The 22724-nt window shown below is 60.5% G+C and carries 24 protein-coding genes; 23 read left to right on the top strand and 1 reads right to left on the bottom strand.

The annotated features are described in order from the left end of the window. Window positions 1-7 precede the first annotated feature (7 nt). The 19 genes from QQJ86_RS11505 to glmU all read left to right on the top strand — a co-directional run bounded on the left by QQJ86_RS11505 (window position 8) and on the right by glmU (window position 19540). Window positions 8-1501: an efflux transporter outer membrane subunit gene (locus QQJ86_RS11505; protein WP_284321088.1), complete on the top strand. Its 1494-nt coding sequence runs from the start codon at window positions 8-10 to the stop codon at window positions 1499-1501. Window positions 1502-1530: 29 nt separating this feature from the next. Further along, complete coding sequence (locus QQJ86_RS11500; protein ID WP_284321087.1) at window positions 1531-2712, top strand: thiolase family protein; 1182 nt, start codon at window positions 1531-1533, stop codon at window positions 2710-2712. A 227-nt stretch (window positions 2713-2939) separates the two neighbouring features. Further along, window positions 2940-3533, top strand: a complete 594-nt coding sequence (locus tag QQJ86_RS11495; protein WP_284321086.1) for an HAD family hydrolase — start codon at window positions 2940-2942, stop codon at window positions 3531-3533. A 173-nt stretch (window positions 3534-3706) separates the two neighbouring features. Further along, entirely contained in the window at window positions 3707-4780 is a 1074-nt protein-coding gene (gene tal, locus QQJ86_RS11490) for a transaldolase (protein ID WP_284321085.1), read from the top strand. Then, the gene (gene pgi / locus QQJ86_RS11485) at window positions 4777-7092 is read left to right on the top strand and encodes a glucose-6-phosphate isomerase (RefSeq protein WP_345782816.1); all 2316 of its coding nucleotides are present in this window, start codon (window positions 4777-4779) and stop codon (window positions 7090-7092) included. The genes tal and pgi overlap by 4 nt, the downstream gene beginning before the upstream one ends. Then, window positions 7089-8138 carry a phosphogluconate dehydrogenase (NAD(+)-dependent, decarboxylating) gene (gnd, locus tag QQJ86_RS11475; protein ID WP_284321084.1) on the top strand — a complete coding sequence of 350 codons (1050 nt, stop codon included), beginning with the start codon at window positions 7089-7091 and terminating at the stop codon, window positions 8136-8138. The genes pgi and gnd overlap by 4 nt, the downstream gene beginning before the upstream one ends. 3 nt (window positions 8139-8141) lie before the next feature. Beyond that, complete coding sequence (zwf, locus tag QQJ86_RS11470; RefSeq protein ID WP_284321083.1) at window positions 8142-9581, top strand: glucose-6-phosphate dehydrogenase; 1440 nt, start codon at window positions 8142-8144, stop codon at window positions 9579-9581. 39 nt (window positions 9582-9620) lie between these two features. Beyond that, on the top strand, window positions 9621-9983 hold the full coding sequence (gene queD, locus QQJ86_RS11465; RefSeq protein WP_284321082.1) for a 6-carboxytetrahydropterin synthase QueD: 363 nt from the start codon (window positions 9621-9623) through the stop codon (window positions 9981-9983). A 154-nt stretch (window positions 9984-10137) separates the two neighbouring features. Beyond that, complete coding sequence (locus QQJ86_RS11460; RefSeq protein ID WP_284321081.1) at window positions 10138-10530, top strand: phasin family protein; 393 nt, start codon at window positions 10138-10140, stop codon at window positions 10528-10530. A 207-nt stretch (window positions 10531-10737) separates the two neighbouring features. Continuing rightward, window positions 10738-11103 (top strand): hypothetical protein, encoded by a 366-nt coding sequence (locus tag QQJ86_RS11455; RefSeq protein WP_284321080.1) that lies wholly within the window; start codon window positions 10738-10740, stop codon window positions 11101-11103. A gap of 3 nt (window positions 11104-11106) precedes the next feature. Continuing rightward, on the top strand, window positions 11107-11913 hold the full coding sequence (gene atpB / locus QQJ86_RS11450) for a F0F1 ATP synthase subunit A (protein WP_284321079.1): 807 nt from the start codon (window positions 11107-11109) through the stop codon (window positions 11911-11913). 52 nt (window positions 11914-11965) lie between these two features. Then, entirely contained in the window at window positions 11966-12244 is a 279-nt protein-coding gene (gene atpE / locus QQJ86_RS11445; protein ID WP_284321078.1) for a F0F1 ATP synthase subunit C, read from the top strand. An 88-nt stretch (window positions 12245-12332) separates the two neighbouring features. After that, window positions 12333-12803 carry a F0F1 ATP synthase subunit B gene (locus QQJ86_RS11440; RefSeq protein ID WP_284321077.1) on the top strand — a complete coding sequence of 157 codons (471 nt, stop codon included), beginning with the start codon at window positions 12333-12335 and terminating at the stop codon, window positions 12801-12803. A gap of 3 nt (window positions 12804-12806) precedes the next feature. Continuing rightward, the gene (locus QQJ86_RS11435; RefSeq protein ID WP_284321076.1) at window positions 12807-13343 is read left to right on the top strand and encodes a F0F1 ATP synthase subunit delta; all 537 of its coding nucleotides are present in this window, start codon (window positions 12807-12809) and stop codon (window positions 13341-13343) included. Window positions 13344-13401: 58 nt separating this feature from the next. After that, window positions 13402-14952 (top strand): F0F1 ATP synthase subunit alpha, encoded by a 1551-nt coding sequence (gene atpA, locus QQJ86_RS11430; protein ID WP_284321075.1) that lies wholly within the window; start codon window positions 13402-13404, stop codon window positions 14950-14952. 95 nt (window positions 14953-15047) lie between these two features. Continuing rightward, complete coding sequence (atpG, locus tag QQJ86_RS11425; protein WP_284321074.1) at window positions 15048-15947, top strand: F0F1 ATP synthase subunit gamma; 900 nt, start codon at window positions 15048-15050, stop codon at window positions 15945-15947. A gap of 126 nt (window positions 15948-16073) precedes the next feature. Further along, entirely contained in the window at window positions 16074-17507 is a 1434-nt protein-coding gene (gene atpD / locus QQJ86_RS11420; RefSeq protein ID WP_284321073.1) for a F0F1 ATP synthase subunit beta, read from the top strand. A gap of 98 nt (window positions 17508-17605) precedes the next feature. After that, complete coding sequence (locus QQJ86_RS11415) at window positions 17606-18028, top strand: F0F1 ATP synthase subunit epsilon (RefSeq protein ID WP_284321072.1); 423 nt, start codon at window positions 17606-17608, stop codon at window positions 18026-18028. 141 nt (window positions 18029-18169) lie between these two features. After that, window positions 18170-19540: a bifunctional UDP-N-acetylglucosamine diphosphorylase/glucosamine-1-phosphate N-acetyltransferase GlmU gene (glmU, locus tag QQJ86_RS11410; RefSeq protein ID WP_284321071.1), complete on the top strand. Its 1371-nt coding sequence runs from the start codon at window positions 18170-18172 to the stop codon at window positions 19538-19540. A gap of 52 nt (window positions 19541-19592) precedes the next feature. Here glmU and QQJ86_RS11405 read toward each other — a convergent pair whose 3' ends face one another. After that, entirely contained in the window at window positions 19593-20585 is a 993-nt protein-coding gene (locus tag QQJ86_RS11405) for a chorismate transformation FkbO/Hyg5 family protein (RefSeq protein ID WP_284321070.1), read from the bottom strand. Between the two features lie 101 nt (window positions 20586-20686). On the opposite strand from QQJ86_RS11405, the gene QQJ86_RS11400 reads away from it, so the two are divergent. The 4 genes from QQJ86_RS11400 to QQJ86_RS11385 all read left to right on the top strand — a co-directional run bounded on the left by QQJ86_RS11400 (window position 20687) and on the right by QQJ86_RS11385 (window position 22709). Then, the gene (locus QQJ86_RS11400; RefSeq protein WP_284321069.1) at window positions 20687-20956 is read left to right on the top strand and encodes a phosphopantetheine-binding protein; all 270 of its coding nucleotides are present in this window, start codon (window positions 20687-20689) and stop codon (window positions 20954-20956) included. A gap of 69 nt (window positions 20957-21025) precedes the next feature. Further along, complete coding sequence (locus tag QQJ86_RS11395; RefSeq protein WP_284321068.1) at window positions 21026-21340, top strand: 3-hydroxyacyl-ACP dehydratase FabZ family protein; 315 nt, start codon at window positions 21026-21028, stop codon at window positions 21338-21340. Next, entirely contained in the window at window positions 21337-22284 is a 948-nt protein-coding gene (locus QQJ86_RS11390) for a lysophospholipid acyltransferase family protein (RefSeq protein ID WP_284321067.1), read from the top strand. Before QQJ86_RS11395 ends, QQJ86_RS11390 begins: the two co-directional genes overlap by 4 nt. Window positions 22285-22286: 2 nt before the next feature. Beyond that, the gene (locus tag QQJ86_RS11385) at window positions 22287-22709 is read left to right on the top strand and encodes a hotdog family protein (protein WP_284321066.1); all 423 of its coding nucleotides are present in this window, start codon (window positions 22287-22289) and stop codon (window positions 22707-22709) included. Window positions 22710-22724: the final 15 nt, after the last annotated feature.

Genomic DNA, 22724 nt, shown 5'->3' with positions numbered 1-22724 from the left:
GAATCCCATGTCTACTTCCTTTTGCTACTTATCGCGCGCCACCTTGATCGTCGTGATCGCGGCGTGGCTTGCAGGCTGCATGGCCGGGCCGGATTACACCAAGCCGACGCCGCAAACGAACGAGCAATACCTGGGGCAACATCGACTGGTGCAACGCGTTGCGCCTTCGTCCCCACCTTCGCTGGACAGTTGGTGGACCGGATTCGACGATCCGGAACTTACTCGCATCATCGAACGCGTTACGGCGCAGAACCTCGATCTTGCTGCTGCCATGGCGCGCGTGGATCAAGCTCGTGCGGCGGCACGCGAAGCCGGCGCTCAGCTGCTGCCACAAGGCAATCTCGATGCACAGGCCGTACGCCAACATCAATCGGTGGACGGGCCGCTGGGTGAAATAGCCAGCGCACTCCCTGGTTATCACCGTGATCAGACGTTAGAGACGATCGGTGCAGGCGCGAGTTGGGAGCTGGATCTGGCCGGTGGCCTGCATCGTGGTGTAGAAGCTGCCGCCGCCGAAGCGCAGGCTGCGGAGGATGCTGGCGTTGGTGTGCGCATCTCGCTCGCGGCCGAAGCGGCTGATGCGTATTTCCACGCTCGTGGTGCGCAGATGCGTCTCGCTTTGGCGCAGCAACAAGTGGAAACCGAAAACCGATTGCTGGATCTAGTGCGTCTGCGTCTTGCCGGCGGCCTGGCCACGTCGCGTGAGGAGGCGCAAGCGGAGGCGCTCGTGATGCAGGCGCGCGCCACCTTGCCGCCGTTGCAGATCGAACTGGAGCAGCAACTCAACCGCCTGGACGTTTTGATGGGCGCCACGCCTGGCACGTATCGAAACGAAGCGCTCAACAGTGCGCAGACCTTCACGGTGCCCTCGATCGACGCCGACGGCGGCCCGGCCATGCTTTTGCGTCGACGTCCGGATGTCATGGCGGCCGAGCGCAAGTTGGCCGCCTCCAGCGCGCGTATCGGTGAAGCGACGGCCGAGTATTACCCCAAGGTTTCGCTAGGCGCGCTGCTCGGTTTCGAGACACTGCGCAGCGGTGAGCTGTTCTCCGCCAAAGCATTCCAGCCGCAAGCCGTGCTTGGCTTGCATTGGCGATTGTTCGATTTCGGTCGTGTTGACGCCGAGGTGGCGCAGGCCAACGGCGCGAATGCTGAGGCACTGGCGACGTATCGGCAATCGATGTTGCGTGCAACGGAAGATGTCGAGAACGCCATCGTCATGCTGAGCGAGTTGGAACGTCAGCACGACGAGTTGACCCAGGAAGTGGCCGCGCACGAACGTGCACGCGCAGCTGCTGAAGATGCATACAAAGGCGGTGCCGTCAGCTTGCTCGAAGTGCTGGATGAAGATCGTCAGCTGCTCGGCTCGCGCGACCAATTGGCGCGCGTACATGCCGACGATGCGCGGGCTGCTGTCGCAACGTTTCGTGCACTCGGTGGCGGTTGGACGCCGGCCATGGATGCGCGTGTCGCCGTCGCGGTAAAACAAGCATCGCCGTAACGACAGATATTTCCCACAGGAGACATTTCATGCAACGTGAAATCGTGCTTTGCCATCCCGTTCGCACGGCCATCGGCGGCTTCAATGGCGCCCTGCGCGACGTGCCGGCGACATCGTTGGGCGCAACAGTTATCCACGAGGTGATGGCGCGTTCCGGTTTGACGCCAGATGCCATCGATGGCGTGGTGATGGGGCAAGTGGTGCAGGCCGGAAGTGGTATGAATCCCGCGCGGCAAGCCGCCATCCACGGAGGACTTGATGTATCGGTGCCGGCCATGACGGTAAACCGCGTGTGCGGTTCCGGCGCGCAGGCGATCGTTTCCGCTGCGCAGGAGGTCCTGACAGGAGCGGGCAACATTTTTCTCGCTGGCGGCATGGAGAACATGGATCGCGCGCCTTACTTCGTGAGCAATGGACGCTGGGGATATCGCATGGGCCATGCACAGATCTACGACAGCATGTTGCTGGATGGCTTGCACGATGCGTTTTCGCAGAAGCATTCCGGCTGGCACACAGAAGACCTGGTCGCGCAGCAGCGAGTAGATCGTGAGGCGCAGGATCGATGGGCATTGCGTTCGCAGCAGCGCTTTGTTGCTGCGCGCGATGCTGGGCGTTTTGAACCGGAAATCGTGCCCGTCGACGTTCCAGGACGCAAAGGCACTGATATTTTCGCTCGCGACGAAGCGCCTCGCTCGGACACGACATTTGAAGGGCTGGCGCGCTTGAAGCCGGCTTTTCGCGATAACGGATCCATCACGGCCGGCAACGCCCCTGGTTTGAACAGCGGCGCAGCCGCGATGGTCGTCGCTGATCGTGAAGCGGCGCAGGCGCGCGGGCTTGTACCTTTGGCTCGCTTGGCAGGTTTCGCCGTTACTGCAGTGGAGCCCGGTATGTTCGGCATCGCTCCCATCTCGGCAGTGAAGCTTGCTGTGCAGCGAGCAGGCTGGAGCGTGGGCGATGTCGAGCGTTTCGAAATCAATGAAGCGTATGCGGCCATCGCCATCATCGTTGCGCGCGAACTTGGCCTGGACGAAGAGCGTGTCAACGTCGAAGGCGGCGCAGTGGCTCACGGGCATCCTATCGGTGCAACGGGGGCCATTCTCACCACCCGACTGCTGTATGCCATGCGGCGCGAAGGATTGCGTCGCGGTGTGGTGACTTTGTGCATCGGTGGTGGACAGGGCATCGCGTTGGCGTTGGAGGCGCTTTAATGTTGAGCTGCATGTATAAGCCCCTCTCCCTTTGGGAGAGGGGTTGGGGTGAGGGTACGATCAGCGCGTGATGATGAAGACTTGCGCGAGAAATCAGCATCGCGCTTCGATCGAACCCTCACCTGCCTCTTGGCACCCTGTCCCGGAGGGAGAGGGGCTCACTTAGGACACCTCTCGTATCGAGTCGAGTATCTTGTGCTTTCTTTTCTTCAAGGAAGAATTCGCGCATGAATCTTGCCCTGTTCGATTTCGATGGAACGATCACCAGCAGGGAAACCTTCGGCGCTTTCATTCGGTTCGCTGCTCCGCGTCGTCGTCGGGTGCTGGGCGCTCCATTTTTTGCGCCGCTGGTCGCTGGCTATCGGCTTGGTCTGCTCTCTGGCAGCGAGATTCGCGCAAGGGTCGTGCATTTCGGCTTTCGTGGTCTGCATGCCGATGAGTTGGGACGTGCAGGCCAACGCTTCGCCGAAGAAATCCTGCCCGCGACCGTGCGGCCGACTGCGTTGGCGCGAATTCGCTGGCATCGGTCGCAGGGTGACAAGGTACTGGTCGTGTCCGGCGCGTTGGATGTCTATCTTTCGCCGTGGTGCAAGCAGCACGGCCTTGATCTGATCTGTTCACGACTGCATGTCGAGAAGGGTCTGCTCAGCGGACGCTTCCTTGGTTCGCAGTGCGTCAATGCAGAAAAATCCCGGCGCGTGCGCGAACTGTGCGTGCCTGAGCACTTTCCAATCATCTACGCCTACGGTGATACCAAGGAAGATCTCGACATGCTCGCTATGGCGCACCGGAAGTTCTATCGCTGGCAGGAAATCACCTAGCAACCGCCTCTGCGGCGGGTACCGGGCGCGCGGCGTTCAGGCGTATAGTCGTAACGGTCATCAGGCCGTGACATCTGTCTTGCTACCCTGCCGGGCGGACTCGCGGCCTCGTTGCAACATCTCGGCGCTTGGCCCGATCGAATATCCGCCTCATTTCATGAAGGAGTACTGCAATGGAACAACCGACCCGCACGCTCCATGGGCTCGGCCAGAGTCTGTGGTTGGACAACATCACCCGCGGCATGCTGGGTGACGGCACCTTGCTCGGTTACCGCGAGCAGAAAGCGGTGACCGGCCTCACCTCCAACCCGACAATCTTTGCCCAGGCGATCAAGGCCGGCAAGGACTATGACGCTTCCATCCGTGCGGGCGGCCATACTGATCCGGAAGCGGTGTTCTTCGGTTTGGCCATCGATGATCTGCGCCGCGCGGCAGCGATCTTCGAGCCCGTGTATCAGCACACGCACGGCGTGGATGGCTGGGTGTCGCTGGAAGTATCGCCGCTGTTGGCGGACGACACGCAAAACACGATCGAACAGGCGGTGGCGCTGCATAAGCAAGCGGCCGTGCATAACCTATTCATCAAGGTGCCAGGCACACCGGCCGGAATTCCCGCGATTGAGGAACTGATCTTCCGCGGTATTCCGATCAACGTCACGCTGTTGTTCTCGCCCGAGCAGTATCAGGCCGCTGCCGATGCGTGGCTGCGCGGTTTGGAGCGGCGTCACGCCGCGGGGCTGGATCTGGACGTTGCATCCGTCGCATCGGTATTCATCAGCCGCTGGGACGTGAAAGTGGTAGACAAGGTGCCGGCCGAACTGCACAACAAGCTCGGTTTTGCGGTGTGCTCGCAGATCTATGCCAAATATCGCGCACTGATCAATTCGCCACGCGTGCAGCGCTTGCAGAACGCCGGTGCACGCGTGCAGCGCCTACTGTGGGCCAGCACGGGCACCAAGGATCCCAATGCCAGCGACGTGCTCTACATCGAAAACCTGATCGCGCCGCTCACCGTCAACACCATGCCGGAGAAGACGCTGCTTGCATTCGCCGATCACGGCAAGGCGGAGCGCTTGATGGCGCTGGATGATCCGACCGTTGCTGGCACGCTCGCCCAGTTCGAAGCGCACGGCATCCAAGTGGAGCCGCTCGCCCAGGTGCTGCAGAAGGAGGGCGCCGATGCGTTCGTGAAATCCTGGCGTGAACTGGTCGATACCGTGAGCGAGCGCATGGGGGCGGCTGCATGAGCGCCTTGCGCGAGAGGGCGACGTGGCACGCGCTGGAAGCGCATCAACAAGAACTGGCAACGCAGCATCTACGCGACATGTTCGCGGCCGATCCCGGCCGTGCGGAGCGTTACCGCGCTGACGCCGCGGGCTGGCGCCTCGATTACGCCCGGCATCGCATCAACGATCAGACGTTGCAGCATCTGTTTGCGCTGGCGCGCGATTGCGGATTGGAAACGCGACGTGATGCCATGTTCGCGGGTGAAAAGGTCAATACCACCGAGCAACGTGCCGCCTTGCACGTTGCGTTGCGTACACCTGCGCGCAAGACGATCAAAGTCGACGGCGTAAACGTGGTGCCGGAAGTCCATGCGGTGCTCAAGCGCATGGGCGAGTTCGCCACGTCGATTCGCGAAGGACGCTGGCTGGGTTTTACCGGGCGACCGATCCGCAACATCGTTAACGTCGGCATCGGTGGCTCCGATCTCGGGCCGGTGATGGCGTACGAAGCACTGCGTCATTACAGCGATCGCAAGCTCACGTTGCGTTTTGTCTCCAACGTGGACTACACCGATTTCGCCGAGGCGGTGCATGACCTGCGGCCGGAGGAAACGCTGTTTATCGTTGCCTCCAAGACGTTCACCACGCTGGAAACCATGACCAACGCGCACAGTGCGCGCGATTGGTTGATGAAGGCGGCAGGCGGCGACAAGAGCGCCGTGGCCAAGCACTTCGTTGCGCTGTCCACCAACGCGAAGGCGGTGGAAGAATTCGGCATTTCCACTGAGCAGATGTACGGCTTCTGGGATTGGGTGGGCGGTCGTTATTCGATGGATTCGTCCATCGGCCTGTCCACCATGATCGCAATCGGACCGGATGGGTTTGCCGACATGCTCGCCGGTTTCCATGCGATGGACGAGCACTTCCGCACCGCACCGCTGGAACGCAACCTGCCGGTGATCATGGGCTTGCTGGGCGTGTGGTACACCGATTTCTTCGGTGCGGAAACGCAAGCAGTGCTTCCGTACGAGCAGTATCTGAAGCGCTTCCCGGCGTACTTGCAGCAGCTCACGATGGAGTCGAACGGCAAGCACGTCACCGTCGAAGGCGCGCATGTCGATTACGCCACCGGCCCTGTGTATTGGGGCGAGCCGGGCACGAATGGGCAGCATTCGTTCTACCAGCTTATCCATCAGGGCACTCGGCTGATTCCTTGCGACTTCGTCGGCTTCGGGCAGTCGCTTAATCCATACGGACGTCATCACGATCTGCTGCTGGCCAACATGATCGCGCAGGCCGAAGCATTGGCCATGGGCAAGACGTTGGAGCAAGTGCGGGCCGAAGGTATCGATGAAAACCTCGCGCCGCATCGCGTGTTCGAGGGCAATCGTCCTTCCAGCTTGCTGCTTGCTGATCGTCTTACACCGCACACTCTAGGTGCGCTGATCGCGCTCTACGAACACATCGTGTTCACCCAGGCGGCCATCTGGGACATCAATCCGTTCGATCAATGGGGCGTTGAGCTCGGCAAGCAACTCGCGCTACGTGTGGTGGATGAAATCGAATCCCCGCGCAAGCAGCTCCATCACGACAGCGCCACCAACGCGGCGATTACTTGGTATCGCAAGGCGCGCCGCAAGACGGAAGAAGGTGGTGCGGCGCCGGCATTGGCGGCACAGCGCAAAGTGCTGGTGATCGACGTGGGCGGCAGTCACGTCAAGGCGATGATCACCGGCAACAAACGTGAGGTGGAAATCAAGTCCAGCCGCACGCTGACGCCGGCGGACATGGTCAAGCAATTGCGCCCGGCCATCCGCAGTTGGAAATACGAGGCGGTCACCATCGGCTATCCCGGCCCTGTGCTGCATGAGCGCATCGCGCGCGAGCCCTACAACCTGGGCAAGGGTTGGGTGGGTTTCGATTTCGCTGGCGCGTTCGGTTGCCCGGTGAAAATCATCAATGACGCAGCGATGCAGGCGCTCGGTAGCTACGAAGGTGGACGCATGCTGTTCCTTGGCCTGGGTACGGGGCTGGGTTCGGCGTTCATCGTCGATGGGATCGTCGAGCCGATGGAGTTGGCGCATCTCCCTTACAAGAAGGGTACGTTCGAAGATTACGTGGGCGCACGCGGGCTCAAGAAATTCGGTAAGAAGAAATGGCATGCGCATGTGTTCGATGTGATCGAGCAATTGCGGGCCGCATTGGAGCCGGATTACGTCGTGCTTGGCGGTGGCAACGTGCGTCATCTTGATGAGTTGCCTGACGGTGTGCGGCGCGGCGACAACCACAACGCATTCGCCGGTGGATTTCGTGCTTGGGAGAACAAAACATGAGTGCCGGGAAAGCACAGACATTGCAGCTTGGTTTCGTCGGGCTTGGGCGCATGGGCTTGAACATGGTGCGCCGCATGCTGGAAGCGGGCATCGATTGCGTGGTGTTCGACACACACGTCGAAGCACGTCGCGAAGCAGCGGGTTATGGCGCAACCACGGCGGAATCCATCCAGGATCTCGTCGCCAAGCTTGAAGGTCCGCGCGCGGTATGGTTGATGCTGCCCACTGCCGTGGTGGATGTGGTGCTCGATCAGCTCGTGCCGCTGCTCAACGCGGGAGACACGGTGATCGACGGCGGCAACTCGCATTACGTGGAAGACTTGCGCCGTGCCGAAGCACTGGCCAAACACCAAGTGATGTATGTGGACGTTGGTGTGAGTGGCGGCGTGTGGGGGCGTGAACGCGGGTATTGCCAGATGATCGGCGGTCCCGAGCTTGCCTATAAGCGCCTCGAGCCCGCGTTCGCTGCGCTGGCTCCAGGCGTTGATGCCGCACCGCGCAGTGAGAGCCGTAGTGGTGACCCGCTGCCGGCGGAAAGGGGTTATCTCTATTGCGGCCCAAGTGGCGCAGGGCATTTCGTGAAGATGGTCCACAACGGCATCGAATACGGTTTGATGGCTGCGTATGCCGAGGGCCTCAACGTGCTGAAGAACGCGAACGCCGGCAAGCAGAAGCGCACGGCCGACGCCGAGACCGCACCGCTGGAGCGTCCTGAGTTGTACCAATACGACTTTCCCGTCGCCGACATCGTTGAACTGTGGCGTCGCGGCAGCGTGGTCGGTTCGTGGCTGCTCGATCTCACCGCTAACGAAATGGCACGCGATCCGGGCCTGGCGGAATACACCGGCCGCGTTTCTGATTCCGGCGAAGGCCGCTGGACTGCGCAAGCGGCGATCGATGAAGGCGTACCGGTGCCGGTGCTCACTGCAGCGTTGTTCGGTCGCTTCACTTCGCAGGGCAACGATCTGTACGCGAACAAGGTGATGTCGGCGATGCGCCATTCCTTCGGCGGACATCAGGAAGTAAAACCCGGCAACAAGGGCTAAGCCATGGCGGCCACCACGCTGGTTATCCTGGGCGCAAGCGGCGATCTCACCAAGCGTCTGCTGATGCCGGCGCTCTATCGTCTGCATACGCTGGGTTTGACGCGGGATCTGCGCATCGTCGGTTACGCGATGGAGCCGTGGAGCCGCGAGTATTTCGAGCGGCACATCCAGAAAGCGCTGCAATCCTTCGCGCCGGATTACACGCCGGCGCAATGGAATCGCTTCCGCCGCCAGCTTGATTACGTGGGCGGCGAATTGCATGCGGACCACCTGCTTGCACTCAAGGACAAGCTGAGCCCGGCGACCTTGTTTTATCTCGCGTTACCGCCGCCGTTGTTCGGTGTGGCGGCCAAGGCGCTGGGCGAAGCAGGCTTTGCCAAGCCGCCACGCAATGGCTGGCGCCGTTTGGTTGTGGAGAAGCCGTTTGGCACTGATCTCGCTTCGGCGCAGGCGTTGCGTCAGGACATGCATGCGCATTGGAAAGAAGAGCAGATCCTGCGCATCGATCATTTCCTTGGCAAGGAAACCACGCAGAACCTGATGGTGTTCCGCTTCGCCAATCGTTTCATCGAGCCGATCTGGAATGCGCAACACATCGCGCAGGTGCAGATTACCTACGCTGAAACTTTGGGTGTAGAAAAGCGCGCGGCGTATTACGACAAGGCCGGCGCGTTGCGCGACATGCTGCAGAACCATCTCATGCAGTTGTTCAGCCTCACAGCAATGGCGCCGCTGGCGGAATGGGATCCCGAAGTGCTGCGCAATCACAAAGTAGAAGTGTTGCGTTCGGTCGTGCCAATCACGTCAGAGACAGTGGATGCGCATGCTGTGCGCGGTCAATATCGCGCCGGCCAAATGGGGCGGAAGAAAGTGCCGGGTTATCGCAATGAACCAGGCATTGTGCGCGGTTCATGCACCGAAACGTTCGCCGCACTACGTCTGGAAATCGACAATTGGCGTTGGCGTGGCGTGCCGTTCTATCTGCGTAGCGGCAAGCGGTTGGCCAGCAACTATTCGGAAATCGCCGTGCAGTTCCGCGAAGTGCCTGGCGCGTTGCCCAAGGCTGTGCATGCGGGCAATAACTGGATGATCTTCCGCATCCGGCCGACAGAGCAGATGGATCTGCTGGTGACGGCCAAGCGACCCGGTTTGGAATTGGCGGGCCGGCCCGTGGTGCTCACCGCGCCTTACGCCAACTCGGTCGATCGCGAGTTTTCGGCGTACGAACAATTGCTGACCGACGCCATCGACGGAGATCGCACGCATTTCCTGCGTTTCGATGAAGTGGAATGGGCATGGCGTTTGCTCACACCTGTACAGGAAGCGTGGCAAAGCGGAGCGCCAGACTTCTACGCTGCCGGTTCCGATGGCCCGGCAACTCAGAAGCGTCTACTCGATGCAGGGCATGTGTGGCGGTCGATCGCGCGCAACGGCGAAGTTTGAGAACGAGCCAACCATGGCCGCACGAGTAGAATAGTGGCCATGCATATCTTCAAAGTTTTCCAGATCGAAGCCGCGCATCGTTTGCCCAATGTGCCTGCCGGGCACAAATGCGCGCGCTTGCACGGCCATTCCTTCCGCATCGAAATCCACTTACGTGGCGAGCCCGACCCGCAACTGGGTTGGGTGATGGACTTTGCCGACGTCAAGGCGGCGTTCGCGCCCTTGTACGAGCAGCTTGATCATCATTACCTCAACGACATTGAGGGCCTGGAAAATCCCACTAGTGAGATGTTGGCGCGCTGGATCTGGAAGCGTTTGGAACCGACCCTGTCGGGACTGGACAAGGTGGTGGTGCACGAGACCTGTACGTCGGGCGCCAGCTGCAGCCGGGATAGTTTTTGACGCAACGCAAAATTCACAGTTCCGTCACTAACTCCCTACGTTCGTTGAATTTTTTGTGACAGATCGATCTAATAGAAAAAAAGATATTGCACTGCACAAAACACCCTGTTAGGCTTTGTTCCACTCTCCTAAATCCCCCGCGAGGGACAAAGCCATGACTCAGCAACTGAACACCCAGATCTTCGCTTACGCCAAGCAGCTGTCCGACAATGCGTTCAAGGCACACGCCCTGACCATCAAGGGTCTGGAGCAGGTTGCCGAACTGCAGCTCGCTGCGCTCGAAAAGCAAGCCCAGGTTACGGCCGATTTCATCGCTCAGGCGGTTGAAGTGCGCGACGTCGACGCTCTGCGCGGCCTGTGGGAAAAGGGCGCTTCGCTGACCCGTGAGCAGGCTGAAGGTGCCGTCGCCGTGACCAAGGACGTGATCGCCGTGGCCCAGAAGACGGCCGAATCCCTCAATGCGCTGCTCCAGGAGCAGCAGAAGGCTGCCAACGAAGCCGTGGCTGCCCCGGTTGCCGCCATCAAGAAAGCTGCTGCCGCCAAGTAATACCCTCTCGCATATCGCGACTCCCCTTGCGATATGCTCTTGGGCCGGACTCGTTGAGTCCGGCCTTTTTCTTGTCCGAAAAGCCCCCCGAGACTGCGTGCCGCATTGCTTTGGCTTGCTGGCTCAAAAGCTGCACTGATATACTTTTTTAGATTGGATCGTGACCCGTGGCGGGTTTGATGCCTTGCTACACCGCGGGAACCTCACGTGCTCAACAGTCTTGCTTCCGGTCGACACCTTGCTCTGCGATTGCTGCTATGGCAGCTATTCGCGGCGGTCATTGTGGGCCTCGTTTTCGCGACCTTCGGGCTTCGCGAAGCGATAGCGGCAGCAGCTGGGGCGACGATCGCAGCGGCAGGTACCGCGTTGCTTTCGGTGAGGATGTTCAGCCAGGTGAGCGGCGCCGGTATGGCGCTTGGGCGGCTGCTGACGGGCATGATCCTGAAATGGATGGTGATCATCGGGGGGATGATCGCGATCATGTTTCAATGGAAATTGCCGCCGCTGGCTGCCATTACGGGGCTGGCGGTAGCGTACGCGGTTAATCTGCTGGCGTTCAGATTTAAGGGTTAAGAGATGGCAAGCGAGCCGCAGGGCGGTCTTACCGAATACATCCAGCACCATTTGACGCACCTGAATTTTCAGGTCGGTCCGAATGGCTTTTGGTCATTCCATCTCCATCTCGATTCCGTGAGCGTGTCGCTGGGTCTGGGTGTGATTTTCTGTCTTTGGTTCTGGCTGCAAGCTCGCAAAGCCACTGCGGGCGTACCCGGCAAGGGGCAGGCGTTCCTTGAGATCGTGCTCGAATTTGTCGACGGCCAGGTAAAGGACGTTTTCCACGGCGACCGCCGATTCCTGGGACCGCTGGCGCTGACGGTCTTCGTGTGGGTGTTCCTGATGAACGCCATGGACCTGCTGCCGGTCGATCTGTTGCCCTGGGTCACGGAGAAGCTTCACGTCGCTCACTTCCGCGCCGTGCCTACCGCCGACGTCAATATGACGTTTGCTATGTCCGTCACCGTGCTGCTGCTGGTGATTTTCTACAGCTTCAAAGCCAAGGGGTTCGGCGGCTACATGCACGAACTATTCACGGCACCCTTCGGCAAATGGTTCGCTCCCTTCAACTTTGCGCTGAACCTGGTCGAGCTAGTGGCCAAACCCGTCAGTCTAGCCATGCGACTGTTCGGCAACATGTACGCGGGCGAGCTGGTGTTCATGCTGATCGCCGGCTTGTTCAGCGCGGGCAGCTGGCTGCTCTTTGGCATGGGTGTTATCGGCTATGCAGTGTGGGGCATCTTCCACATCCTGATCATTTCGATCCAGGCCTTTATCTTTATGGTGCTCACCATCGTGTACATCTCGATGGCGCACGATCACCATTAATTTCGTTCACTTTCGTTAGAACAACTGCTTTCTTTTTCTTGAGGAGATCATCGTGGAACTAGTCGCTCACATTGCTCAGGTCCAGGGCTTCACCGCTATCGCTCTCGGCTTGATCATCGGTTTCGGCGCGCTGGGTGCTTGTATCGGCATCGGTATCATGGGCTCGAAGTTCCTCGAAGCTGCTGCCCGCCAGCCTGAGCTGGTGCCGCTGCTGCAGGGCCGCATGTTCCTGCTGGCCGGTCTGATCGACGCAGCCTTCCTGATCGGCGTGGCGCTGGCTATGTACTTCGCCGTGGCGAACCCGCTGTTGTCGAAGCTGGTTGCTGGCTAATCCGAGGGCGGCGCTTCTGCGCCGCCAGCTCGACACGGGCGCACGGCGCCCGTGTCCGCAATAACCCGTACGTACAGGTAACGTAGCGATGGAATTCAATGCCACTCTGATCGGCGAAATGATCTCATTCGCCATCCTGATCTGGTTCTGCGTGCACTTCGTGTGGCCGCATCTCACCAAGGCCATCGAAGAGCGGCAGTTGAAGATTGCCGAAGGTCTCAATGCCGCCGAGCGCGCGCATGCCGAATTGCGTGAGGCCGACAACAAGGCCGCCGCCGAGGTGAAGCAGGCTCGCCAGCAGGCGACCGAGATCATTGATCGTGCGCAGCAGCAGGCCAACCAGATTCTGGACAAGGCCCGCACCGATGCCGTGGCGGAGATCAACCGCCTGAAGGCGGCGGCGCAGGACGACATTGCTTCGATGGCGCAGCGCGCACGTGAGGACCTGCGCGAGCGCGTTGGTGCGCTGGCGGTGCAGGGCGCCTCGAAGATCGTGCAGCGTGAAATCGACGCGGCGGCGCACAAGGCGCTGCTCGACCAGCTCGCAACCGAGATCTGATCGATGGCGGCCCAGGCAATCACACTCGCCCGCCCTTACGCCCGCGCCGCTTTCGAGCTGGCGCAGGCGGAAGGCACTCTCGCCGCCTGGTCACAGGCGCTGGCTTTCGCCGCGGAAGTGGCGAAAGACCCGCGTGTGGCTGCGTTGAGCACCAATCCGCGCGTGCAGCCGGATCAACTGGTTGCATTGCATCTGCCTAACGGCAACAAAGCTGACAGCGCATTCGGCAAATTCCTCGGGGAGCTAGCCGAAAAGCGTCGCATGACGTTGCTGCCGGAAGTCGGCGCGCTCTATGAGACCTACAAACGCGAATCCGAGTCGCAGCTCTTGGTGAAAGTCACCAGCGCCATGGCTCTGGAAGCCGCGCAGACCGAACAGCTCAAGGCATCGCTCAAGCGCCGCTTCAAGCGCGAGATCGAACTGGAAACTCAGGTTGATCCTTCGCTGCTGGCAGGTGTAGTGATCGATACCGGAAGCGAGGTGATCGACGGCTCTGCACGCGGTCGCCTTCAGCGCCTGGCCAATGCGCTTACGCACTAAACAGATTTCAAAAATCACCGGGTGCCGCTAGCGCGGCGCAAACCCAAGGATAACGACCATGTCCAGCACCACTCTCAATCCGTCCGAGATCAGCGAACTGATCAAGAATCGCATCGAGCAGTTCAAGCTCGGCGCGGAAGCCCGCAACGAGGGCACGATCATCAGCGTGTCCGACGGCATCGTGCGCATCCACGGCCTGGCCGATGTGATGCAGGGCGAAATGATCGAACTGCCGGGCAACGCGTTTGCACTGGCGCTGAACCTCGAGCGCGACTCCGTCGGCGCCGTGGTGCTGGGCGAATACCAGCATCTGCGCGAAGGCGACACCGCCAAGACCACCGGCCGCATTCTCGAAGTGCCGGTTGGCCCGGAAATGCTCGGCCGTGTGGTCGATTCGCTTGGCAATCCGATCGATGGCAAAGGCCCGATCAACGCCAAGCTCAGCTCGGCGATCGAGAAGGTCGCGCCGGGCGTGGTATGGCGTAAATCAGTCGACCAGCCGGTGCAGACCGGCTACAAGTCCGTCGACTCGATGATCCCGATCGGCCGTGGCCAGCGCGAGCTGATCATCGGCGACCGCCAGACCGGCAAGACCGCGCTGGCCATTGACGCGATCATCAACCAGAAAGATTCCGGCATTAAGTGCGTTTACGTTGCGATCGGCCAGAAGCGCTCGTCGATCGCCAACGTGGTGCGCAAGCTTGAAGAGAACGGCGCGCTGGCCAACACTATCGTCGTCGTCGCTTCGGCCTCCGAATCGGCTGCGCTGCAGTACATCGCGCCGTACTCGGGTTGCGCCATGGGCGAATACTTCCGCGACCGCGGCGAAGATGCCCTGATCATTTACGACGACCTGTCCAAGCAGGCCGTGGCCTACCGTCAGATCTCGCTGCTGCTGAAGCGCCCGCCGGGCCGCGAAGCATATCCGGGTGACGTGTTCTATCTGCACTCGCGTCTGCTCGAGCGCGCCGCACGCGTGTCGGAGGAATACGTCGAGAAGTTCACCAACGGCGAAGTGAAAGGCAAGACCGGTTCGCTCACCGCACTGCCGATCATCGAAACGCAGGCCGGTGACGTGTCCGCGTTCGTGCCGACCAACGTGATCTCGATCACCGACGGCCAGATCTTCCTGGAAACCGACCTGTTCAACGCGGGTATCCGTCCGGCCGTTAACGCCGGTATCTCGGTGTCGCGCGTGGGTGGTGCAGCGCAGACCAAGATCGTGAAGAAGCTGTCCGGCGGCGTGAAGCTGGCGCTGGCGCAGTACCGCGAACTGGCTGCGTTCGCGCAGTTCGCGTCGGACCTCGATCCGGCCACTCGCGCCCAGCTCGATCGCGGTCAGCGCGTCACCGAGCTGATGAAGCAGAAGCAGTACGCCCCGCTTTCCATCGCTGAGCTGGCTCTGTCCGTGTACGCCGCTGAAAAGGGCTATCTGGACGATCTGGCGGTGAACAAGGTGCTGGCGTTCGAGAAGGGTTTGCATGCCTTCTTCCACCAGAACCATGGCGAGCTGATGAAGAAGATCGTCGCCACTGGTGATTGGAACAACGACATCGAGGCCACCTTCAAGTCCGGTCTCGACGAGTTCAAGAAGACGGGTAGTTGGTAAGCAATGAAAGGGTGTGCAGTCGTCCGTTGTGGATGACTGCCCCGCACGTCGGCCATCCGGCCGAATCGGCATAGACCCCACAGGTTGAGGCAAACGTGGCAAGCGGACGCGAAATTAAAACCAAGATCAAGAGCACGCAGAACATGCGCAAAGTGACGCGCGCGCTCGAAATGGTCTCGGCCTCCAAGATTCGCAAAGCGCAAGACCTGATGAAGGCCTCGCGTCCCTACGCGCGTGCCATGCGCAAGGTGATTGCGCACGTCGCGCAGGCCAGCACGGAATTGAAGCATCCGTTCCTGGTCGAGCGTGCTGACGTCGCTCGCGTAGCGTATGTGGTTGTGACCACCGACCGCGGCCTTTGCGGCGGCCTCAACTCCAACCTGTTCCGCCGCCTGCTGCCTGCTATCCGCGAGTGGCAGGACAAGGGTGTTCAGGTTGATGTGGTCGCGATCGGCCAGAAGGCCGTGCAGTTCTTCCGCCGCATCAAGGGCGTGAACCTGATCGGCAGCGCCACCCATCTGGGCGAGCGTCCGAAAGTCGAGCACTTGATCGGCGTGATCAAGGTCGTGCTGGATGCATACACGGAAGGCAAGCTGGACCGTGTCTTCCTCGCTTATAACGACTTCGTCAACACCATGACGCAGAAACCGTCGGTTGATGCATTGCTGCCATTGCCGACGGTTGCTGCGGAACTGGAAGCGCAGCACATTGCCGGTGTAGCGCTGGAGCAGTCGCACGACTGGGATTACATCTACGAACCCGACGCAGCTGCAGTGCTCGAGCACGTGCTCGGCCGTTATGTCGAGTCGGTGGCGTATCAGGCGGTGCTGGAAAACCTCGCCAGTGAACATGCGGCCCGCATGGTGGCAATGAAGTCCGCGTCCGATAACGCCAGTAAGGTCATCGCCGAGCTGACGCTGAGCTACAACAAGGCGCGCCAGGCTGCGATTACGCAGGAAATTTCCGAAATCGTAGGCGGCGCAGCGGCTGTATGAGTGCGATCATCCATGATCGCGAAGATCAAAAAGCGGCCTTCCATGGCCGCACTCTTCACTAAGAGCGACGCCCAGGCGGCGCTTTGGCAGTAAAACAGACCTTAAAGATCCATCCGGAGCACATCCATGAGCCAGGGTAAAGTTGTACAGATCATCGGCGCGGTTATCGACGTCGAGTTCGCACGCGATCAGGTGCCGCAGGTGTATGACGCACTGAAGATCGACGGCACGCAGATCACGCTGGAAGTCCAGCAGGTACTGGGTGACGGCGTGGTGCGTACGATCGCCCTCGGCTCCACCGACGGTCTGAAGCGCGGTCTGGTTGCCCGCAACACCGGCGCAGGCATCAAGGTGCCGGTCGGAAAGGCCACCCTCGGCCGCATCATGGACGTGCTCGGCAGTCCGATTGACGAAGTCGGTCCGATCAACGCCGAAGCGCATTGGGAAATCCACCGCGAAGCACCGTCCTACGACGAGCAGGCGCTGGCCAACGAGCTGCTGGAAACCGGCATCAAGGTGATCGACCTGGTGTGCCCGTTCGCCAAGGGCGGCAAGGTCGGCTTGTTCGGCGGCGCTGGCGTGGGCAAGACGGTGAACATGCTCGAGTTGATCAACAACATCGCGACCCAGCACTCGGGTCTTTCGGTGTTCGCTGGCGTGGGTGAGCGTACCCGCGAAGGCAATGACTTCTATCACGAGATGCAGGATGCCGGCGTCGTGAAGCTGGACAACCTGCCGGAATCGAAAGTGGCGATGGTGTACGGCCAGATGAACGAGCCGCCGGGCAACCGCCTGCGTGTGGCGCTGACCGGTCTGACCATGGCCGAATACTTCCGCGATGAGAAGGACGAACACGGCAAGGGCCGCGACGTGCTGTTCTTCGTGGACAACATCTACCGCTACACGCTGGCCGGTACCGAGGTATCCGCGCTGCTCGGCCGTATGCCGTCCGCCGTGGGTTACCAGCCGACGCTGGCCGAAGAAATGGGCGTGCTGCAGGAGCGTATTACCTCCACCAAGACCGGTTCGATCACCTCGATCCAGGCCGTGTACGTGCCCGCGGACGATCTGACCGACCCATCGCCGGCCACCACCTTCGCCCACCTGGACTCCACCGTGACGCTGAGCCGTCAGATCGCCTCGCTCGGCATCTACCCGGCTGTGGATCCGCTGGACTCCACCAGCCGCCAGCTCGATCCGCAGGTGGTGGGCCAGGAACATTACGACGTGGCCCGTCGCGTACAGGGCACTCTGCAGCGCTACAAGGAACTGAAGGACATCATTGCCATTCTCGGCATGGACGAACTGTCCGAGGAAGACAAGCAGGTGGTGTATCGCGCGCGTAAGTGCGAGCGCTTCTTCTCGCAGCCGTTCCACGTTGCCGAAGTGTTCACCGGCGCGCCGGGCAAGTACGTGACGCTGAAGGAAACCATTCGCGGCTTCAAGATGATCGTCGACGGCGAAGTGGATCATATCCCTGAGCAGGCGTTCTACATGGTCGGCGGCATCGACGAGGCCATCAAGAAGGCTGAGGACATGGGCGCCAAGAAGGCCGCCTGATCCAGGCATCTGACGGAACCTGTCGCGTGCGAGCAGGCAGGTTCCAGGGAAGCCGATAAATCCTTTCCGTCCGACCCATCGGACGAAGCGAGAGAGTTATGAGCACCATTCGTTGCGACATCGTCAGTGCCGAAGCCGAGATCTTTCATGGCGATGCGGTGATGGTGGTCGCCACCGGCGAGTTGGGTGAGCTGGGCATCACGCCCCGCCATGCCCCGCTGATTACCCGCCTCAAGCCCGGCCACATCGACGTGGTGCTGGAAGGTGGCGAGCGCCAGCAGTTCTACGTTTCCGGCGGCATTCTGGAAGTACAGCCGCAGGTGGTCACCATCCTGGCGGATACCGCCGCGCGCGCGGCAGACCTGGATGAAGCGGCCGCCAAGCGTGCCAAGCAGGAGGCCGAAGACGCACTGGCCAACCGCACCGGTACGGTCGACGTGGCTGAGGCGCAGGCCAAGCTGGCGCAGGCGCTGGCCCAGTTGCAGGCGTTGGAACGTTTGCGCAAGAACCTCAAGCACTGAGTACGTCTTCGATTCAGGAAAAACGCCGGCACTATGCCGGCGTTTTTGTTTGCACATCGCTTTGACAGCAAGCCGCCCCAAAGTGAGCGCAGGTGAGCAGGTATCCTTAGCGCCCGAACGACATCAAGGACTCGACCCCTTATGAGCCAGCCTTCCTTGCACGTCATCGTCCTCGCTGCCGGCGAAGGCAAACGCATGAAGTCCAAAAAGGCCAAGGTGCTGATGCCATTGGCGGGTCATCCATTGCTGGCGCATGTGCTGACTACAGCGCGTGCCTTGCAGGCCGATGCCATACATGTCGTTTACGGTTTTTGCGGTGATCAAGTGCTGGCTGCGTTCGACGGGCAATCGGACCTGCATTGGACTTTGCAGGCTGAGCAGCTCGGCACTGGCCATGCGGTCGGAGAGGCCCTCCGAAATGTGCCAAATGATGCGAGGGTGTTGGTGCTTTATGGCGACGTGCCGCTAACACGCGCAGAAACCTTGCAGCGTCTCGTGCAAGCCGAAAGCAGCTTGTCCATGCTGGCGACTCGTGTCGCCAATCCATACGGCTATGGCCGTGTGGTGCGTGATGACAATGGTTTCGTGCGTGCGGTGATCGAAGAAAAGGATGCAGACGACACGCAACGCGCCGTCAACCTGATCAACACCGGCATCGTTGCCGCTGACGCAGCTTCTCTTAGAGGCTGGATTGGCCAACTTGGCCGCAACAACGCGCAAGGTGAGTATTACCTTACCGATATCTTCGAGATGGCTGCCGCAGAAGGTCGTGCGGCGCAGTGCATCGAATGCGACGATGCCATGGAAGCGGCTGGCGCCAACACGCCAGCACAACTTACCGAACTGGAAGACGCATATCGTCAGCGCGCCGTATCTGCGCTGATGGTGGAAGGCGTGCGCGTGGTCGATCCCAGGCGCGTGGAAGTGCGTGGCACAGTGAAGGCGGCGCGAGACGTAGAGATCGACATTGACGTGATTCTGGAGGGCGACGTGCAACTCGGTGACGACGTACGCATCGGCCCGTTCTCACGCCTGAAGGACGTGCAGCTCGCCGCGGGCACGGTTGTGCATGCGCATTGCGATCTGGAAGGCGTTGTTACGCACGGTCCTTGCCTGATCGGACCTTTTGCGCGGATGCGTCCGGGGACTGAGCTTGCGGCGGGTGCGCACGTCGGTAACTTCGTAGAAACCAAGAAGGCGCGCATCGGAGAAGGCAGCAAGGCCAATCATCTGACGTATCTCGGCGACACGGTGATCGGTCGCCACGTCAATGTCGGCGCGGGCACCATCACCTGCAATTACGACGGCATCAACAAATTCGTCACGACCATCGAAGATGGTGCGTTCATCGGTTCCAACAGTGCGTTGGTTGCGCCCGTGACAGTGGGGGCGCAAGCGACCATTGGCGCCGGCTCGGTCATCACGAAAGATGCGCCGGCAGGAGAGCTCACCATAGCGCGTGGCCGGCAAGCCACGCTGCATGGGTGGAAACGTCCCGAAAAGCAGAAGTGAGAGACGAACTTAAGAGTCGTTCTTGCTTACCGGACGTTCGATCATCGTGCGATCACCTGAAACGCCATCCATCGAGTTCCACCAACAACTCGTGACGGCATATATCGCCATGCGTCAAAAGCACAGGTACCCCTGGCAAGCGCTGCTGTAATAGCGCCCGTACGCGAGCCGCATCGGATGCGTGCCGAACATAGCCTTTTAGCGGCGAATGCGCGTCGAAACCCTCAGGCATGTCAGCGGCAGCAAGCAATGCTTCCAGATTGACCAAGGTTTCGTTGAGCTGCGCTTCCAGATCGTCTTCGTGCGCTGATGCGTGACCAATGACGGCTGCCGTACCGGAAATCGCCAATGCATCGCGTGCGGGCATCAGCATGCCGCGCGCAAATCCCGGCGATGTACGACCGTATTGGCGTGGATAACGCCATGCACTCATCTGGCGCGGATTTTCAACCGCGATTCCCTCATCCACACAGGCAAGCAGATAGATCTGCAACACCGGTTCGCTATCGTGATGGCCGATAGCCGTGGCGGCCGGAAAACCCTCTGCGAAGAAATCGCCGAGTCCGGACGCACGCCCGTCGCAGAATTGCTTATAGCGTTCGGCATCACCTTCACCAAGATTGATGTCGGCAATGTAGTTCCAGATGCGCAGCACGCAACGCTCATCGCGTGTTCGCATGAAGCGACACAACTCATCATAGGCGTTGCGAGCGGCACCTTCGATGCCTGTGGTTTCACGCTCGTCCAATTCGATCGCTGCAAACAACCAGCCGCCGCCGGCGGACCAACGCACATTGTCATGACGGCCGCAGGTTACCGTGGCATCGACGTGCCACACTTCCAGCGGTGCTGGCGCATCGAAGCATTCCAATGGAACGCGCAGCCAGCGCGGATCCTCGCTGAAGGGAATGCCTGCGTCGAAGCCGAATACGGCCAATGTGCCGGCTTCGGCCAGTGCCATCGTTGGAGGCGACATGCGATAGGCCACACTGAGGGTGCGCGGCAGGTCGGGCTTGGCCTGCAGGTTTTCGCTTGCCTGAACCATGCTTGGAAACAGCAACCGGGGACGAAAGACCCCTATGTTACACTGGCCGGCCACCCAGCCTCCGAGGGGCTGGCCGTGTAGCCGGAGCACTGAACCCACGCATGTCCACGCAGACCGCAGCCCAACGCGAACTGGCCACCCTGATCGTGGACGCGCTCAATCTCGAAACGGTCAAACCCGCCGACATTGATCCCGAAGCGCCGCTATTCGGCGGTGACCTGGGCCTGGATTCGATCGATGCCCTGGAAATCGCCCTGGCTGTTTCCAAACGCTACGGCATGCAGCTGCGGTCAGATCATCCGGACAACCAGCATATCTTCAGCAGCTTGCGCGCGCTTTCCGAACATATTGAACGCGAGCGTACAGCTTGAGCCTACATTAAGCCGGCTGACAGCTTAAAGGGGCATTATCAGCACGGTTTCTTTTCGGTGCTTGTACACGTGGACCTGAGTACTTCGAGCGATAACAGCTACCGCACGGTGTACCGCGTATCACAGGATCATCCCTGTCTTCCCGGGCATTTTCCTGGCCATCCACTCGTGCCGGGCGTGCTTGTGCTGGAGCGAGTAGCACAAGCTTTGCGTGATTGGCGCAATCAGCGTCTTGCGCGCCTGCGCGAGGCGAAGTTTCTGGCGCCCTTGCATCCAGAGGAAGTCGCCGAACTGGAGTTGATGGATCGCTCCGGACAAGTCCGTTTTGAATTGCGTCGCAATGGAAAGGTGTTGGCGCGTGGTGTGATCGAGGGTGAAGCGTGAGCGGGCATTGGCAGAATCAGCGTGAAGGCGGCAATCGTTTCTGGCTCGGCGTGCTGGTCGCTGCTTCGCTGCGCTTTGGCTACGGCTTCATGCACCGCTTCCTGTATCTCATCAGCGTCTATTACTTCCTGCGCCGCGGAGCTGAGCGGCGTGCTTCGCGCGATTACCTCACACGCTTGTTTGGCCGACGCGCGAGCCTCTGGCAGGTGTTCAAGCACATTCACTATTTCGCAGTGACCCAGCTCGATCGCATCTACCTGCTTGCACACGGCGAGCGCGATTTCGAGATCGAGGTGAATGGCATTGAGCAGCTTCAGCAATACCTTGCGCAAGGACACGGTGTGCTGCTGGTTGGCTCGCATCAAGGCAGTTTCGAGGTGTTGCGTACGCTAGCCGCACGTTGTCCTGATGTGCCATTGCGCGTTCTGCTGGACAAGCAGAAGACCCCCGCTATGACTGAGCTATTGGAAGCGCTTGCTCCTGAAGTCGGTGAGGCGGTCATCGACGTTTCGCAAGGTGGCGCTGCGATTACGCTGGCCGTTGCGGAAACCTGCCGCGCGGGTGGCATGGCAGCCTTGCTGGCCGACCGAGGACGTGCCCATGAAACGTTGCGTCGCGTTGATTTTCTGGGCGAGCCGGCACCCTTTCCCACCGGGCCCTGGCTATTGGCCAGCATGCTGCAGGTGCCGGTGATATTGTGCTTTGGCCTCTATCGTGGCGGACGTCGCTATGCGTTGAGCTTCGAGCTGTTCATGGAACGCGTGGATATTCCGCGTGAGGCTCGTCAGCAAGCCCTCGACGACGTGCTGCGCCGCTACGCGCAGCGCCTGGAACATTACGCGCGCCTCGAACCGTACAACTGGTTCAATTTCTACGACTTCTGGCAGCAGGAAGGCGCACAACCGCGAGCGATCACCGGTACCCGCACCTTCCACGAGGCGTAAGCATGCTCACGCGGCAAAGCTGGGCTGCGCTGATTCCCCATGCCGAAGCGATGGCGCTGATCGATGCGGTTGTCGATTGGAACGAAACAGCCATCCATGCGATCGGCGCGCGGGATGTTCCTGATAGCCATCCGCTGCGAAGTCCCGTCGGTCTGCACGCGGTGCATCTCGCTGAATACGGCGCTCAGTCTCTCGCTGTGCATGCGGCATTGCTGGGCGAGGCCGACGCGCGTGGGGGAAGGCTGGTGAGCTTGCGCGATGTACAACTGGCCGTCGAATACGTCGATCTAAGGAAAGGACATTTGGACGTCTACGCGGAACGCATCCATGTCGACGATCGCGGTGCGCAATATAGGTTCAAGGTTGAGCAGCAAGGGCAAGCGTTGGCGTCTGGCCGCGTTGCCGTGATGTACGTCGTGGAATGAATCTGATCCTATCCC

The organism is Dyella acidisoli, assembly GCF_030160295.1.
Taxonomy (GTDB): Bacteria; Pseudomonadota; Gammaproteobacteria; order Xanthomonadales; family Rhodanobacteraceae; genus Dyella_B; species Dyella_B acidisoli.
Note: the sequence above shows the minus strand (reverse complement) of the source record. Positions and strands in the feature narration are given on the sequence as shown.